This window comes from Pseudogemmobacter sp. W21_MBD1_M6 (genome assembly GCF_052119585.1).
In the GTDB taxonomy this organism is placed as follows: Bacteria; Pseudomonadota; Alphaproteobacteria; order Rhodobacterales; family Rhodobacteraceae; genus JBGQOJ01.
Map to the genome: position 1 here is coordinate 117,393 of NZ_JBGQOJ010000010.1, position 15,690 is coordinate 133,082.

Sequence of the window (15,690 nt, forward strand, 5' to 3'; positions counted from 1 at the left end):
GCAGGGGTAAACGACATATGACAGCCGATATCATAGACGGAAAAGCCTTTGCGGCGCGGGTGCGTGGACAGGTGGGCGAACACGTCGCCCGCCTGAAAGAAGAGCACGGATTGACCCCCGGTCTGGCCGTGGTTCTGGTGGGTGAAGACCCGGCCAGTCAGGTCTATGTCCGATCGAAAGGCAAGATGACGACCGAGGTCGGGATGAAGTCGGTCGAGCACAAGCTGGACGCTGCAACGCCCGAGGCCGATCTTCTGGCGCTGATCGAGCAGTTGAACCGTGACAAGACAATCCACGGTATTCTGGTGCAGCTGCCCTTGCCCAAGCACCTGAACGAAGACCTTGTGATCAACGCGATTGATCCGGCGAAAGATGTGGACGGGTTCCACATCTCGAACGTCGGGCTGCTGGGGACCGGGCAGAAATCCATGGTGCCCTGCACACCGCTGGGCTGTTTGATGATGCTGCGTGATTATCACGGGTCGCTGTTGGGCATGGATGCGGTGGTGATTGGCCGGTCGAACATCGTGGGCAAGCCGATGGCGCAATTGCTGCTGGGCGATAGTTGCACGGTGACGATTGCGCATTCGCGGACCAGGGATCTGGCCGATGTCGTGCGCCGAGCCGATATCGTGGTTGCCGCAGTGGGCCGCGCCGAAATGGTGCCGGGCGACTGGATCAAGGCGGGGGCGACCGTGATCGACGTGGGCATCAACCGGATTGAACTGCCGGACGGGAAAACCCGGCTGGTCGGCGATGTCGATTTCGCCAGCTGCGCTGCGGTGGCGGGGGCGATCACGCCGGTGCCGGGCGGCGTCGGGCCGATGACCATCGCCTGCCTGCTGGCCAATACGTTGACCGCCTGTTGCCGCGCCAACGGTCTGGCCGAGCCAGAGGGGCTGACGGCCTGATACCGTAGGGCTCCAGAAACCAGTCGGGCGCGCCTTTGCCTAAAGGCGGGGGCGCAGGTTTCGGATCACATCTTGCACCGCGCGGGGCAGGGCGGTGTCGGCCCCTGCGGGGGCCGCGTCCAGCGCGCTTTCGACGTCTTTCACCAGAATGCCGATTGAATTGTCGTCGCCATAGCCATCGCGGGCGAATTCGATGTCATTGAAGCCGCTGGCAAGCCAGTTCTGCCCCGAAGACGTTTTGATCAGCTCCAGCAACTGCTTTTCGGGAATGCCCGCAGCATCGGCCCAGTCCAGCACCATCCGCGTCATCGCGGTGCTGGAGGCGGCCAGAAGGTTGTTCAACACCTTTGCAGACATACCCGCGCCGAAAGGGCCCATGCGGTGAAAATGGGTGCCCATCGCGTTGAACAGTGGGTGCAGGTTGTCAAGGTCGCCGATAGAGCCGCCCAGCATGAACGACAGTTGCTTGCGCTGCGCGGCGACAACGGCCCCCGACATCGGCGCGTCGACCAGCCGGATCCGCGAGGGCACGCGGTCCTTCAGGGCCAGCGCATAGCGGGGCGAAAGAGTCGAGCAGATGATCACGGTCTTGAGCGCGGGGGCGCGGTCCAGCAGGTTTTGCGCACCGAACAGCACGTCCTCTGTCTGGGGAATGTCGCGCACGACGGTCAGCAGGGTGGTCAGGCCGTCGGCGAATTCCGCCGGATCGTCGGTGACGGCATGGGCGAAATCCTGATAGCTGTCGCGCGGTTTGATGTCGAAGCCCTGCGCCTCGAATCCCGCCTCGCGCAGGGCCATCAGCATCGGTCGGCCCATACGGCCAACACCGGCCAACCCGATTTTACCGGTCATCAATGGACAATCTTTTCTTCTTTGACGAACATATTGGACCAGGCGCGGTCGATCAGTTCGGGGGACATCTGATAGGGAATACCCTCGAACTCGCAGATGGCGATGATCTGGTCGATCAGGAACACCGGCTGATAGTTGGCGTAGACGTTGTCGATCGTCGGGTATTTCTTTTTCAACAGGTGGACCAGGGCCTTTTCATTCAGCGGCATTTTCTTTTTCCGCGCGACCATGGCAAAGATTTTCAGGAAATCCTCCTGCGTCGGACCGTCGATCTTGATCTTGAAAAAGATCCGCCGCAGGGCCGCCTTGTCAAAGATGTCGTTGGGGTGGAAGTTGGTGGAAAAGATGACCAGCGTGTCAAAGGGCACGGTGAATTTCTCGCCCGATTGCAGGGCGAGGATGTCCTTGCTTTCCTCCAGCGGCACAATCCAGCGGTTGACCAGCGCCTGCGGCGGTTCCTCCTGTCGGCCAAGGTCGTCGACGATGAACACGCCACCGGTCGATTTCAGCTGCAAGGGGGCCTGATAGGTGCGCGCGGTGGGGTTGTAGACAAGGTCGAGCATCGACAGGGACAATTCGCCGCCGGTGATCACGGTGGGGCGTTCGCATCGGACATAGCGGGTGTCATAGCGTCCCGAGGCACGGCGCAGGCTGTTCGGGTCGTCCTCTTGTGTTTCGGCGGCGCTGTGGACGATGGGGTCATAGACGGTGATGACCTGACCGGCGTATTCGATGGCGCGGGGCACGAAGATCTTGTCGCCAAGCGCGTCGCGGATGCCGTTCGAGATCGAGGATTTACCATTGCCCGGCGGGCCATACATCAGGATAGAGCGGCCGGAACTGACCGCAGGCCCCAACTGGTCCAGCAGGTCGGGCGGCAGGATCAGGTGACCCATGGCGCCGGTCAGCTGGTCGCGGCTGATCTGGATATTGCGGATCGACTGGCGCTTTACCTGCTCTTTGTAGACATCGAGCGGCACCGGCATCGCGCCGTAATATTCGGATTGTGACAGTGCATCCAGCGCGCGGGCCTTGCCGCTGTCGGTCAGCTGGAACCCCATCTCGCCGCCGGAGTTGGCATGCAGGGTGCCTGTCGCCTCGACCAGTTTCTGGTTGCGCGCCACATCAACCAGTTCCTGCGTCACCGTCAATGGCAGGCAGATGGCCCGCGACAAGGTCGAGACCTGATCGAGGTTCTGCCGGAACATGGTTTTCAGTAGAATATCCCGCATCATGACAGGCGGAAGCTGCATCTCTTCCAGCGTGCGCGGGGCAGGGGGGGCGATAACGCCCGTAGCTTGCATATTCATTGGGGTGCCTTGTGACTGCGAACTGCTCTTTGTTTTTGTGGTGATTCTACCTCTCTCACCTCAATTGAACAACAAAAACCGCGATAGGCTTTTGCGCTTGCGATTTTGCACCGCTAATGTGTTCAAAAAATGAAAGAGAGCAGAATGAGCAGACCCAACCCAACCGCTTTGTTCGGATTCCTGTGTGCGGTGATTATGGTCATGGGCGGGGCGGCGGCCTTGAAGGGCGGCCTGTACGTCGGGCGGCACGAAGGGGACATGATGCATATGATGCAGATCGTGTTCCAGCTTGTCGATGGCGAGGTTCCGCATCGGGACTTCATGACGCCGATCGGGCTGTTTGCGTTCTGGCCTATCGCGCTGTTTGCGAAGATGGGGTTCGGCATCGGCCATGCGGCGGTCTATTCGCAGATTTTTGTCGCGCTGCTGTTGCTGCCTGCGGTCTGGTGGACGGCGCAGACGCGGCTCCGCGGTGTCATGCCCTATCTGTTCGGTCTGATCGTTCTGGTGCTTGTCACCGCATTGGTCCACGGCGAAAGCCAGAGGGCGATTTCCTTTTCCATGCATTACAACCGCTGGGCCTGGGCGATTGCCTTTGTGGCGATCACGCTGGCGATTTTGCCATCGCAGGAGAAACCGAACAGCGCTGTGGATGGCATCATCATCGGGCTTGCCATGGCGGTTCTGGTTTTGCTGAAGGTAACGTATTTCGCGGCCTTCATCCTGCCGGTGACCATCGGTCTGGTGCAGCGCGGCAACACCCGCGCGATCGGTTTTGCGGTGCTGGCCGGTCTGGCCGTGACCGTGATGGTGACGCTGATGATGGGGCCTGCGTTCTGGTTTGCCTATCTCAAGGACATCCTGACCGTTTCCGGGTCCAGTATCCGCCCGAACCCCGGCGAGGGCTTTGATGCGGTGATCGCGGCGCCGCCCTATCTTGGGGGCAGCATCGCGGCAGTGCTGGGGGTGATTTTTCTGCGGCAGGCGGGTGCGAAGGTCGGCGGTCTGGTTCTGCTGTTCCTGTTGCCCGCGTTTTTCTATGTGACCTATCAGAACTTTGCCAACGATCCGCAGTGGCTGCTGTTGCTGGGTGTTTTGTTGTGGACGATGCGACCTGCTGCGGGCGTGCTGAACGGGTTCGGCTGGGATATGCGCTTTGCGTTGTCGATGACTGCGATCGCGGCTTTTGCCTTTGCGATGCCGTCGTTCCTGAACCTGTCGTTCTCGTCGATCCGCCACATGAGCGCGGACGACGAAAAATACACACCGATGCTGCCACGGTCGGAATTGAACGCCGATCTGAAGATGCTGACCATACGGGCGATGCGGATCGACGCGCGTGTTCCGATGGATGTGCCGGGGTCGGGGTTCGAGGCCTATGCCGACAAAGGCGAGCGCAGCGAACCCGCGATGTTGCTGGGCGAGGTCCTGCCGCAGTGCGAGATCGAACTGGGCCTGCCCGCGTGGTTCGAGACGATCACCGCAGATCTGGAGGCGACAGGCCTGGTCAAGGACAAGCGCATCATGGCGGCGGATCTGTTTTCCAGTTTCTGGCTGTTCGGAGAAACCAAGCGCCTGATCGGTGGGGCGCCCTGGTATTATGGCGGGCTTTCCGGCTTTGACAGTGCCGACTATCTGCTGGTGCCATTCTGCCCGATCTCGCCCAGCATCCGCGCCAAGATACTGGAGGAAGTGGCAGAACGCGAGGATGTCACCCTGACCGAGGTCCGGCGCACGCCGGTCTATATCCTGCTGGAAAAAACCGCGAACTAGGCGCCGAAAAACGCACCCAGAACAAGGTAGATGATCAGCGTTCCGCCAAGCGCCAGCCCCATCGGGAAATCCCCACGGCCCCACGATTCCCATTCGGGGGTCAGCCTGCGGACGGCGGGGATCATGCGGAAAATCCGGTGGGTGGCAAAGGCCCCCAAAAGGATGGCCGCGAACAGGAACATCAGCGTAGTGGCATCAGAGAATGCAATGAATGGCGCCATGGCGGCGGCGAACTTGGCGTCGCCCGCACCAACCATCCGCAACATATTGGCGACGAAACCTGCGATCAGCACAACCACCAGATGCAGCAGCCGCCACGGGTATTCGGCCAGCGGCAGGGCGATCAGCCCGATCAACACGAACACAATCGTCAGCGCATAGACCGCCATATTGGGGATCTTCATGAACTTCATGTCGTTCCATGACACCCAGATCGAAATCGGAACGGCGAATGGCAGGAACCACCATGCAGAATACGCGGTGATTGCCATGGCTAGTTCGTCACATTCGCATCAAGGGCATTCAGGCTGCGAACGGCGGCCTCGAAATACTGGGGGTGGGTATCGATGGCTTGTTGCAGCAGGCTTTTGCCGGTCGCGACATCGCCTTGCTTTATCGCGGAGAGGGCCATTGTGTGCAGCAGTTGCGCGCGCTCTATCTGGGTCATCGGCAGGATCGGCATATCGTATTTGCGCTGCGCCGCACGGGACAGCACAAGGTTGTTCTTTGCGGTGAACAGATCCTTGTCATAGTTCAGCGCCTGCCCGAACAGCTTTTCCGCGCCGGTGTAATCGCCGCGCGTCAGTTTCGAGAAGCCCCAGTTGTTCAGCACACTGCCGGGCGTTGTTGTCAGGCCAACGGCGGTTTCATAGAAACTGTCGGCCTTCTTCCAATCCTTCTTGCTGTCGGCAACCATCGCCTCGAGGCGGTAGCGTTTGTAGGTCTCGACGGTGGGGGGAACACTGTTCAGCTGTTCCTCGGCGCGGGTCCAGTCGCCGTTGCGAATCAGCGCGTCGGCAAAGCTGACCTTGTCATCATCGGTGCTGTCCTTGGCCGCGACGACCTTTGCCCAGGCGGCGGTGCCTTCGGCGGGGCGTTTCGCGCGGATGAACGAAATCGCAAGGCCCCGTTGCAGGTCCGTGCGATCCGGGTTCTCTGCCAGAGAGCGGTTGAAATAGGTGACTGCCTCGTTCGGGTCGCCGGCGGTCAGCATGATATCGTTCAGATTACTTTCGTCGATGACATTGACGCTTTTTACGGCGCGTTCGACATCGGCTTTGCCAGAGTCCTGACAGGCCGTCAAAACCATTGCGCCCGACAGGCACAGGGATAGAAAGACTGGATGGCGCATATTTCTGCGTCCTTTTGCTGCTCGAACCTCTATGGCGTCGACAAAAGCAGGTATTCTCCGAAGCCTCGTCTTACCAATGCGAAATTATATTCGTCTTGCGGATCAACATACGCAGGATTTTCGATTTTTGCGAGTGCCAAGCGCAAATTATCCCTGATCTCGTCACTTTCGCCACTATCGAGGGCATAGGCGGTCCGAAACACGCGCTCTGCCTCTCCGGTCTTGCCGGTTTCCATCAGGACAACGCCCAGATTATTCCATGCAGGAACGAAGGTGCCGTCTTCCTTGATGGCGTCGCGCAGCAGCTTTTCGGCCTGCCCAAGGCGCCCGAGTTTCAGGTTGGCAGAGCCGAGCGCGCTAAGGACGTCGACGTTGATGCCCTGTTCGCCCGCAGCCCGAAGATAGGCTTTGACTGCCAGCTCGTATTCGCCCGCAGCCATCAACCGGTGCCCGACCGTCAACCCGTCAACCGAATCCCGCAGCGACGAGATGCCCGCAGGTGCATAGGGGCTGGCGCCATCAGACGGAAAGCCGCCTGTCTGCTGACAGGCGGCCAAAAGGCCGAGGGCCAGACATAAGACCACCCGCTGTTTTTTCATTCCGTCAAAATGCTGCGCCATTCAGGGTTTTGTAAATTCCGTAAATTGATGGGCCGATCAGAATGATCAAAAGCGGCGGCACCGTCAGCATCATTGTGGCAAGTGTCATCTTGGTCGGCAAGGTATTTGCCTTTTCTTCGGCCCGCATCACGCGTTTATCACGCATTTCGGCAGAGAAGACACGCAATGCCTCGGCGATAGAGGTACCAAAGCTGGCGGACTGGATCAAAACGGTCACGAAAGACGACACATCCATCACGCCGCAGCGTTCTGCCATGTCCCGCAGCACACTGATCCGGTCCTTACCGGCCTTCATTTCGTGGCTGACCATCTGGAATTCATCGGCAAGCGAGGGATAGCCCGCGCGAATTTCCGCAGCCACGCGGATGATCGACTGGTCCAGCGATTGGCCTGCTTCGACGCAGACCAGCATCATGTCCAGCGCATCGGGAAAGCCGTTGGTGATTTCCTCCTGCCGCTCTGCCTGACGGCGTGTCACCCAGTATTTCGGCAACATGTAGCCCGCGACGCCCGGCACCAGAACGGTCAGGATCAGGTTCTGGGTCGATGGTTCGGGGTCTGCACCGCTTTTGATCAGGGCAAGAATACACCCCACAACCAACAACCCCATCCCAAGGGCGAATTGCGCAAAGTGATAGGTTCGCACAGCGGTTTTCCCGCGATAGCCAGCCTGCAACAGCTTCAGCTTCACGGCAGAGTATTCCGCCTCGTCCTGCGGTTCCAGAAAGGTCGAGTATTTCTGGAGCTTGTCCTTGCCGGTGTCAAACCGCAGCGATTGTGCCTGGCCCTTTTTGTCGAAGTCGTTTTTTGACGCCTTCAGTTTGGCGAGCGGATCCTTATCGCCCTGCATGAAGAACAACATGGTCAGAAGGACCAGAAAGCCGCCGATGACGCCGACGGCGATGAATGGCCCGAACGGGCCGAGCGTATCGGTCAGCATGATATTGAGTGCGACGAGCGTTTCCATACCGGTTCTATCCTTAGACTTTGATGTTCACGAGGGCGCGCATGACAAAGACGTTTACCGTCAGGAATGCCCCCACAACGAGACAGGCGGGAATGAAGAATTCCGTTTCCATGACCTCGGCGTAGTAATTCGGTTGCATGACGTTGATGCCGACAAGCGCCAGAAGCGGAAAGACCGACAGGAACATCCCCGACCATTTCGCCTCGGCGGTGATGGCCTTGACGCGGCGGAACAGTTTGAACCGCGAGCGGATCACCTTGGCCAGACCGTCAAGGATTTCGGCCAGGTTCCCACCAGAGGTTTGCTGGATCGTCACGGCAACCGCGAGAAAGCGCAAATCCTGCATGTCCATCCGTTCGGCCATGTATTTCAGCGCCTCACCAACATCGCGGCCATAGGCGCTTTCGTCGGAAATAACGCCCATTTCGGTTCCCAGCGGGTCTGGCACCTCTTTGGCGACGATGGCGATCGCGCTGGTGAACGGGTGACCGACGCGCAGGGATCGCACCATCAGTTCCACCGCATCGGGCAACTGTTCTTCCATCATCGACAGGCGTTTCTTGGCCTTGTTGTTGATCCAGACATAGACGCCCCCGATGCCCATCACGACAGAGATCACGGCACGGATCGGGGTGCTTGCCTCTGTTCCGATGGTCAGTCCGAAAAAGGCCACAACGCTAAGGCCTGCCATAATCATCAAAAGCTGACTGGGGCTGAACGCGATGTTGGCCTTTTGCGCCTTTGCCGAAAGGATCGAATAAAGCGGGATACCGCTTGATTTCAGGTGTTGGCTCATCTCCTTGCGAAGCTGTTCCAGAACCTGTTCGCGGCCCGCACCCTTTTCGAGCATGTCCAGGCGACGGTTCACCTTGCTGTTCAGGCTGATGGATTTGCCGAACACCGTCAGGTAGATCCCTTCGACCAGCAAAAGAACGGCCACAAAAATCAGGCCGTAGATAAGCGGAGCAGCACTGATTGTCATCCGGGATTACTCCGCTGCCATAGGTTCGAACAGGCTTGCAGGCAGGTCATAGCCCCACTGGCGGAACCGTTCGGAATAATGCGACCGCACGCCGGTCGCGGTGAAATGGCCGATGATCTTGCCATCGGGCGCAAGGCCGACGCGCTGGAAGCGGAACACCTCCTGCATCGAGATCACGTCGCCTTCCATGCCGGTGATTTCGGTGATCGAGACCATACGGCGCGATCCGTCCTGCAAGCGACTGGCCTGCACGATCAGGTTCACAGCCGAGGAAATTTGGCTGCGCACAGCCTTGAGTGGCATTTCGATGCCGCACATGGCGATCATGTTTTCCAGACGGGACACACCGTCGCGGGCAGAGTTGGCGTGGATCGTGGTCATTGACCCGTCGTGACCGGTGTTCATTGCCTGAAGCATATCGATCACCTCGTCGCCGCGGGTTTCCCCCACGATGATCCGGTCTGGCCGCATCCGCAGCGCGTTTTTAAGACAGTCGCGCTGGCTGACGGCGCCTTTGCCCTCGACGTTGGCCGGGCGGCTTTCCATCCGGCCCACATGGGTCTGTTGTAGCTGAAGTTCGGCCGTATCCTCGATGGTCAGGATGCGTTCGGAGTTGTCGATGAAGGAGGAGAGCGCGTTCAGGGTGGTCGTTTTGCCCGAACCCGTTCCGCCCGATACGATGACGTTCAACCGGCAGGACACGGCCGCCTGAAGATAGGCCGCCATTTCCTCGGAGAAGGCGCCGAATTTGACGAGATCGTCGATCGCCAGCTTTTCTTTCTTGAATTTACGAATGGAGACAAGGCTGCCGTCGACGGCAATCGGCGGAACCATGGCGTTGAACCGCGACCCGTCGGCAAGGCGGGCATCGACGTAGGGATTGCTTTCGTCGACACGGCGACCCACGGCCGACACGATCTTGTCGATGATCCGCATCAGGTGCTTTTCGTCTTTGAAGGTCACATCGGTCAGGGTCAGTTTGCCGTCACGTTCCACAAAGATCTGCTGCGGGCCGTTCACCAGAATATCGTTGACAGTGTCGTCTTTCAGCAGGGTTTCCAACGGCCCAAGACCCGTCACCTCGTCGTAAAGATCCTGGTTCAGGGTCTGCCGTTCGTCACGATTCAGCACCACACCCATATCTTCCAGCGCTTCGCCGCTGATCGCGATGATCTCTGCCCGCAGGTCGGATTCAGATGCGGTTTCCAGCGCGGCAAGGTTCAGGTTTTCCAGCAACACCTTGTGCAGCTGGACTTTGATGTTACCCATGCGCTCTTTGCGCTTTTTTTCTTTGTCGACCGCCACAGGTTGGGCCGGAATGGCCGTCGCAGAGGCCTGCGCCGGTCTGCGTTGGGAGGTGGAGGCGGGGGCCGCGGTTTCGGCGACGACTTTTGGCATATTGGCCAAGCCGGATTTGGCCGCAGACTCTTTTTTGTATCTTGAAAACATGGTGTTGCCCCTAAATGGATTATTTTGCAGCTTCTGCTGTCGACAGGCTGAGGTCGTGCAGAGACTTTGCAAGTTTCTGAATTTCTTTGCGGAGCGGAAGTCTTGGTGCGGATTCTGCCAGCGGAAGCCCGTGATCGCAGGCCTGAGTGACCGCCTTGGCACCGTCGGGCAATTGCAGCTCGATGGCGATGTCCAGGCTTTCCGCAAGGCGTTTCACCCGCGACTTGCCGTTCAGGTCGGTAAATTTCGGCCCGCGATTAAGGACGTAGCGCAGTTTCTCGATCGGCAGTTCTTCGGATTTCAGCGCCCGGATCAGGCGCAATGTGTTTTGCGCCGACCGCATATCCAGTTCGATCATCCCGAAATAAATTTGCGCCTCGGACAGGACCGCCTCGGTCCAGGACACCAGCGTCGAGGGCATGTCAATGACGACAAAATCGAAATTGGCGCGCGCGACTTCGATCAGCTTTTGGACGTCTTCACTGGTGATGATGTCCAAAGGCAGCATATCAACAGGCGCCGTCAGAACATGCAGCTTGTCGTTGAAGGTCAGCAAAGCCTGCATAAAACTTTCGCCATCCATCGACGCCGTATCGGTTAGAAGCTGATAGACTGCCTCGCGCCGGGGCAGGTCCAGATAGGTCGAAACGGCACCGAACTGCACGTCGAGATCAAGCAGGCAAACGCGCGGTCCGCCGTCTTTTTTGATCGTGGCCAGTTCCCAGGCCAGATTGACCGCGAATGTCGTGGCCCCGACGCCGCCAGCAAACCCGTGAACGGACAAAACCACGCCTTCGCGGTCGCCTTTGGGTTTCAGGGTTGGCGCCATGTCGGGGAAATGCTGTTGCTTTGCCTCGGGGGGGGGCATGCGCAGGCGTTCTATCGCCTGATGCAATTCGTTTTCGGGCAGCGGGTAGGGCACGAAGTCATCCGCGCCGATACGAAGCAGTTGATGCAGCGCGATCGGGCTGACATCCTCGGCGATCAGGATCACCTTGATGCCTTTGGATTTGGCCAGTTTGATCAAAGAGCTGATCAGCGACAGATCCTCTTCGTCCTGATCGTCGATGGCGATCGCGACAAATTCCAGGTCGTCGGATTCGGGTTGATCTAGGAATGCAATGGCGTCCTCGAACCCCAGATCCCCCCAAGTCTCGCCCAGCTCTGTTTCCATGTCTTCGATCAAAAGATCGAATTTCTGGACATCCCGAGAGATGGTGCAGGCGACAATTGGTGCCGTTTCCGGCTGCAATGCGGCGCTGTTACTCGTCATTTACCCTACGTCCTTCCATTATGGACGACAGCGGGTTCTCTAACGAGGTCGGAGGTCTGCTTGGCTCCGGCCATTGCCCGCGGTCATCCCCGCACCCATCGAGTCGGGGCGAAAAATTCCTATAACAAGGACATTGGCGGGAAATCTGGGCAACATTGCGGCTAAAAAGCCGTCATTATTTGGTATTTAGACACGGTGGCGTGATTGTTCGCTTATTGTGTCCCGGTCACGGACGTCGTCTCGCCCGCGCTTGCCACATAGTCGCGGAAGATGATCGCGGCGTATTTTCCGTTCAGAACCTGGGGGTGGCTCTGCACGAAACCGGACACTTCGGTCACGGTGCGGCGGTTGCGCAGTTCGGGTTGCGCGGTGACGACCAAGGGTTGTGTTTCGCCGTAAGACACAAGCGCCTCCAGACGGCTGCGGCTGATGCCCTGAGCCGAAAGGAAGCTGACAACGGCATTCGCGCGGCGCAGGCCAAGCGATTTGTTGTAGCTTTGGTTTCCGACAAGATCGGTATGCCCGTAGACGCGAAAGCGCACCTCGGGGAATTGTCTTATCCAGTCGGCCTGGCGCCGCAGGGCGGCCTGTGCGGTGCCGTCCAGTTGCGCGCTGTTGAAGGCGAAATTGACGGTTGATGGGACTTCGGACGCGAATCTGTTCGACAGATCAATCGCGAATGACTTTTGTCCGGTCTGAAGCTGGATGTTGTTCATTGTCGGATTGCCAAATCCGCCCTCGTCGATTTCGCTGCCCGCTTCGGAGTTGAAGGTGCGCATGAACTGGGTTTCCGGTGCGCATCCGGCAACCGCGACAAGTCCGGCGAGAAAGAGTGTCTTTATCATTCGGGTCTGCATCGCCTTACTCCATCACGTAGCCGTAAGAGCCGCCAAAGTCCTGTTTCGCGACCTCGCCTGCGGCACCCTTGGGGCCTTTGCCACCAGCCACTTTGCCAAACAGAAACAGTTCAGATTCGGTTGGAATGCGCACACGATCCGTCGGAAGGGACAGCGCCTCTCCTCTGGTCGGGGTCACAAGATGCGGCGTTACGATGATGACCAGTTCGGATTGCTGGCGGGCATAATCGGCACTGCGGAACAGGGCACCCAGAATCGGCACGTCACCCAGCCATGGAACCTGACCGTTCAGGTTGCGGAAATCGTCCTGAAGAAGGCCTGCGATCGCAAAGCTTTCGCCGTCGCGCACTTCGACCGTGGTCGATGTTTCACGTCGTTTGAAGGCGTCGATGGAAAAGCCGTTCACGCTGTATCCGTTGGTCGAGTCGATAGAGCTGACAGCCGCTGCCAGGGTCAGGTTGATCAGGTCACCGTCGACAACACGGGGGGTGAAGTTCAGTTCGATGCCGAAAGGTTTGTAGGTTACGGAAATCGAGGTTCCATCCGACGACATCGGGACGGGATATTCGCCACCCGCCAGAAACTTGGCCTCTTGTCCCGACAGGGCGGTCAGGTTCGGCTCTGCCAGTGTCCGCACGACGCCTTTGGCCTCGAGGGCTTCGAGAAGGACGCCGAACTGAAGGCTGCCCGCGTTGAAACCGAACAGCATGGCGCCGTTGTTCGAGTTGCTTGCAGGGGCGGCACCGGTGCTGAACGCGCCACCCGCCGCCGTTGAACCGGCGTAATTGTTCGAGCCGCCGTTGATCCCCAGATTGTTGCCGAAGGCGCTGCCGTTGATCGCAAGGCTGGTGCTGAGGCTTTTCGCGACAGAGCGCTGCATTTCGGCAAAGCGCACCTTGAGCATCACCTGCTGGCTGCCACCGACGGACATCAGGTTGGAAATGCGGTCGCCCGCATACCGGGACGCAAGATCCAGCGCGCGGTCCAGTTTGGCGGCGCTTGAAACGGTGCCCGACAGCACGATGCCATCGTTTGCGGTGCGGACCTCGATCTGCTCGTTCGGCAGGATCTGGCGAAGACGCTCTTTGAATTCGGCGATGTCAGGGGTGACCTGAACCTCGACGTTGGTGATCAGGCGCCCGTCGCCGCCCAAAAGGGTCAGCGTGGTGCGGCCCGGTTCCTTGCCCAGCACATAGATCGTGCGGTCCGACAGGGTGGAAATATCGGCGATGCCCGGATTGGCGATTGAAAGTTCTGCGAAGGGAACGTCGCTTTCGACAACGACGGCGCGGTTCATCGCTACATTCAAAGAACTGGATGCAGACCCTTGCATCACGCGCAGGGTCTCGGCCGCCACCGGGGCGGGGGCCGTTACAATCGAGGCAAAGCCCAAAAGGACTGCCGTAACAAAAGTGTTCGTTTTCATGTGATCCTGCCTCTCTGATCACGCCCGAATGCGGGTCTATATCGCCCGTTTGAAATGGAATATGCGGGAAAACTAGTTTTTATGCAAGAATCAAACGCTTGGAGGGGCGCGTTGATGTGGATAAGTCGCAGTTCACGTCAGACGTGTGGGGCAAACGAAGGTGGGCACCCCTTTGCAAAGATGCCCGCCCCGTTGGTTTTCGCCACGTCTTGCGCTTAATTTGTGCAGGCGACCGGGATTTCGACCACTTCTGCGCCCTTGCGGGTTTTGATCGAGCAAACCTTTTCTGCGATGACTTCGACTTTTTCCTGTTCGACGACGCCAAGCAGCCCGCGCTGGTCGACCTGAACCGTGTCGGCGACAACCAGATCGTTGTTCCCGACCAGGGCCAGAGTCAGCTGACCGCTGTTCTGGGCTTGCGCAAGGGCGGCGACCTCTTGCGGGGTGACTTCGACGGTGACAGTGCGAGCGATGTTCGGGTTGGACGAGTCGCCATCGGCGGTCTGGTCAACGGCAAGCAGGCTGACGTTGGCCTGGATCAGCTTTGTGAACTCGCCGATTGCGCCGACGTCGGCGTTTCGGCCGCTCCAGTAGATATCGACGCGGTCACCAGGGCGCAGAAAGCCGGACACGCCGCTTGCAACGTCAACGCGGATCGCAAAGGCGCGCATTCCGGCACCAAGGCGTGACGACACGCCGGCGTCATCACCGGGGGCGCTGACTTTGACGGCGAGAACAGCCTCGCTTTTCTCCATGGTCCGCAACACGGTCCGCAATTCGCGGCCATCGTTGGGGAAGAGTTCCTCTGCAGAGGTGAACGTGCCTGCGGGAATCGCGTCTTTGGGCCATTTCACGATGCGCACGTCTTTTTTCGTGATCCGGTCGCCGTATTTCATCATGTGATTGGTCACAAAGACCTCGACGGTGGGCACAATCGCATCCCGCGCGGCGCGCTCTGCCTCAAGTTCCGCCTGATAGTTGCCGACGTAGCCTTGCGCCACATAGACCGCAAAACCCGCAAGACCCAGCCCCAGAACCAGGACCAAACCAAAAACCATCCGCATGATGTTTCCTTTCGTCTTTCGACTTCGGGCAGGCCCGGCAGGGCCCCCGAAAATTGTTGAATGCTGTCGTAGTGTGCCGCCGAATTGCGGCGGTTTCGTGGACAAGGCGAGGAAAACAGGTGGACAGTGCCGACAATCGAGCCAACCGGTTCAGGCCGCACTATTCACATCAGAAATTTCCGCCAACGGTGTGGTTGTCAATCGCGATGCTGATTTCGTCTCGCAAAGACATTGTTCCGGTGCCGATCAGTGACGAGGCCAGGTAGGTCACGCCAAGAAGCGCCGCGGTCAAAACCACCCAATCAATGGTGATCGCGCCGTCTTCGTCCCGGCAAAAACTGTAGACCGTATCCGGCATTGCGGACCTCCACTTGATACCAGCGCCGCGCGTTTGCGGGCCGTTTGATCACTTGATACTTTTGCCACTCGTCATTTGCGGCGGAACGCCACCGCAAGGCCGCATCAGCCAGAGTGTATGACGTGCAAAAGGCCGCATCCGGACTGGAATGCGGCCTTTCGCTTTAAGCCAACCGGTGACCCGTCGAGACAGGCCAGCGGGCCGATAATCAGTTCAGGTAGTTGACGATGGTTTGCAGGTCGAGCTGGTCGCTGATCTTGTCAGCCAGCGCGGTGGTGCTTTTGCCGACCGAGGTCAGAACCGCGATGCCAAGGCCAACGATGGCGGCTGTCAACACAACCCAGTCAACCGTGACTGCGCCATCTTCGTCGTTCTGGAAGGATTTATAGAGTTTGAAGAAGTTCATGATCTGGTTTCCTTAGTTCAGGTAGTTGACGATGGTTTGCAGGTCGAGCTGGTCGCTGATCTTGTCAGCCAGCGCGGTGGTGCTTTTGCCG

Annotated in this window: 16 protein-coding genes; 2 read left to right on the forward strand and 14 right to left on the reverse strand. The window is 58.9% G+C overall.

The window, feature by feature from the left end:
* Positions 1 to 17 precede the first annotated feature (17 nt).
* Positions 18 to 911 (forward strand): bifunctional methylenetetrahydrofolate dehydrogenase/methenyltetrahydrofolate cyclohydrolase FolD, encoded by an 894-nt coding sequence (gene folD / locus ACEN2R_RS12080; RefSeq protein WP_442042498.1) that lies wholly within the window; start codon positions 18 to 20, stop codon positions 909 to 911.
* Positions 912 to 950: 39 nt separating this feature from the next.
* On the opposite strand, the gene ACEN2R_RS12085 is transcribed toward folD, so the two are convergent.
* Together ACEN2R_RS12085 and ACEN2R_RS12090 are read right to left on the reverse strand one after the other, a co-directional pair.
* On the reverse strand, positions 951 to 1,763 hold the full coding sequence (locus ACEN2R_RS12085; protein WP_442042500.1) for an NAD(P)-dependent oxidoreductase: 813 nt from the start codon (positions 1,761 to 1,763) through the stop codon (positions 951 to 953).
* On the reverse strand, positions 1,763 to 3,073 hold the full coding sequence (locus tag ACEN2R_RS12090) for an ATPase (RefSeq protein WP_442042502.1): 1,311 nt from the start codon (positions 3,071 to 3,073) through the stop codon (positions 1,763 to 1,765). Before ACEN2R_RS12090 ends, ACEN2R_RS12085 begins: the two co-directional genes overlap by 1 nt.
* 144 nt (positions 3,074 to 3,217) lie before the next feature.
* Between ACEN2R_RS12090 and ACEN2R_RS12095 the strand changes: the two genes are divergently transcribed.
* Positions 3,218 to 4,846: a hypothetical protein gene (locus ACEN2R_RS12095; protein ID WP_442042504.1), complete on the forward strand. Its 1,629-nt coding sequence runs from the start codon at positions 3,218 to 3,220 to the stop codon at positions 4,844 to 4,846.
* Here the strand turns inward: ACEN2R_RS12095 and ACEN2R_RS12100 are convergent.
* From ACEN2R_RS12100 to ACEN2R_RS12155, 12 genes are all read right to left on the reverse strand, one after another.
* Positions 4,843 to 5,337: a prepilin peptidase gene (locus ACEN2R_RS12100; RefSeq protein WP_442042506.1), complete on the reverse strand. Its 495-nt coding sequence runs from the start codon at positions 5,335 to 5,337 to the stop codon at positions 4,843 to 4,845. The genes ACEN2R_RS12095 and ACEN2R_RS12100 overlap by 4 nt on opposite strands.
* A 2-nt stretch (positions 5,338 to 5,339) precedes the next feature.
* On the reverse strand, positions 5,340 to 6,197 hold the full coding sequence (locus tag ACEN2R_RS12105; protein ID WP_442042508.1) for a tetratricopeptide repeat protein: 858 nt from the start codon (positions 6,195 to 6,197) through the stop codon (positions 5,340 to 5,342).
* A gap of 29 nt (positions 6,198 to 6,226) precedes the next feature.
* Entirely contained in the window at positions 6,227 to 6,796 is a 570-nt protein-coding gene (locus ACEN2R_RS12110) for a tetratricopeptide repeat protein (protein WP_442042510.1), read from the reverse strand.
* A 4-nt stretch (positions 6,797 to 6,800) separates the two neighbouring features.
* Positions 6,801 to 7,784: a type II secretion system F family protein gene (locus tag ACEN2R_RS12115; RefSeq protein ID WP_442042512.1), complete on the reverse strand. Its 984-nt coding sequence runs from the start codon at positions 7,782 to 7,784 to the stop codon at positions 6,801 to 6,803.
* A 13-nt stretch (positions 7,785 to 7,797) separates the two neighbouring features.
* A complete protein-coding gene (locus ACEN2R_RS12120; protein WP_442042514.1) occupies positions 7,798 to 8,766 on the reverse strand; it encodes a type II secretion system F family protein in 969 nt (322 codons plus the stop codon).
* A gap of 6 nt (positions 8,767 to 8,772) precedes the next feature.
* Positions 8,773 to 10,215 (reverse strand): CpaF family protein, encoded by a 1,443-nt coding sequence (locus ACEN2R_RS12125; protein ID WP_442042516.1) that lies wholly within the window; start codon positions 10,213 to 10,215, stop codon positions 8,773 to 8,775.
* Positions 10,216 to 10,234: 19 nt separating this feature from the next.
* Complete coding sequence (locus ACEN2R_RS12130) at positions 10,235 to 11,488, reverse strand: AAA family ATPase (RefSeq protein ID WP_442042518.1); 1,254 nt, start codon at positions 11,486 to 11,488, stop codon at positions 10,235 to 10,237.
* A 212-nt stretch (positions 11,489 to 11,700) separates the two neighbouring features.
* On the reverse strand, positions 11,701 to 12,333 hold the full coding sequence (locus ACEN2R_RS12135; protein ID WP_442042520.1) for an OmpA family protein: 633 nt from the start codon (positions 12,331 to 12,333) through the stop codon (positions 11,701 to 11,703).
* 16 nt (positions 12,334 to 12,349) lie between these two features.
* Positions 12,350 to 13,771: a type II and III secretion system protein family protein gene (locus tag ACEN2R_RS12140; RefSeq protein ID WP_442042522.1), complete on the reverse strand. Its 1,422-nt coding sequence runs from the start codon at positions 13,769 to 13,771 to the stop codon at positions 12,350 to 12,352.
* Positions 13,772 to 13,986: 215 nt separating this feature from the next.
* Positions 13,987 to 14,835, reverse strand: coding sequence for a Flp pilus assembly protein CpaB (gene cpaB, locus ACEN2R_RS12145; RefSeq protein WP_442042524.1), 849 nt, complete (start codon positions 14,833 to 14,835; stop codon positions 13,987 to 13,989).
* A 169-nt stretch (positions 14,836 to 15,004) separates the two neighbouring features.
* The gene (locus ACEN2R_RS12150; RefSeq protein ID WP_442042526.1) at positions 15,005 to 15,193 is read right to left on the reverse strand and encodes a hypothetical protein; all 189 of its coding nucleotides are present in this window, start codon (positions 15,191 to 15,193) and stop codon (positions 15,005 to 15,007) included.
* Positions 15,194 to 15,401: 208 nt separating this feature from the next.
* Positions 15,402 to 15,599 (reverse strand): Flp family type IVb pilin, encoded by a 198-nt coding sequence (locus ACEN2R_RS12155; RefSeq protein WP_442042528.1) that lies wholly within the window; start codon positions 15,597 to 15,599, stop codon positions 15,402 to 15,404.
* Between the last annotated feature and the right edge of the window lie 91 nt (positions 15,600 to 15,690).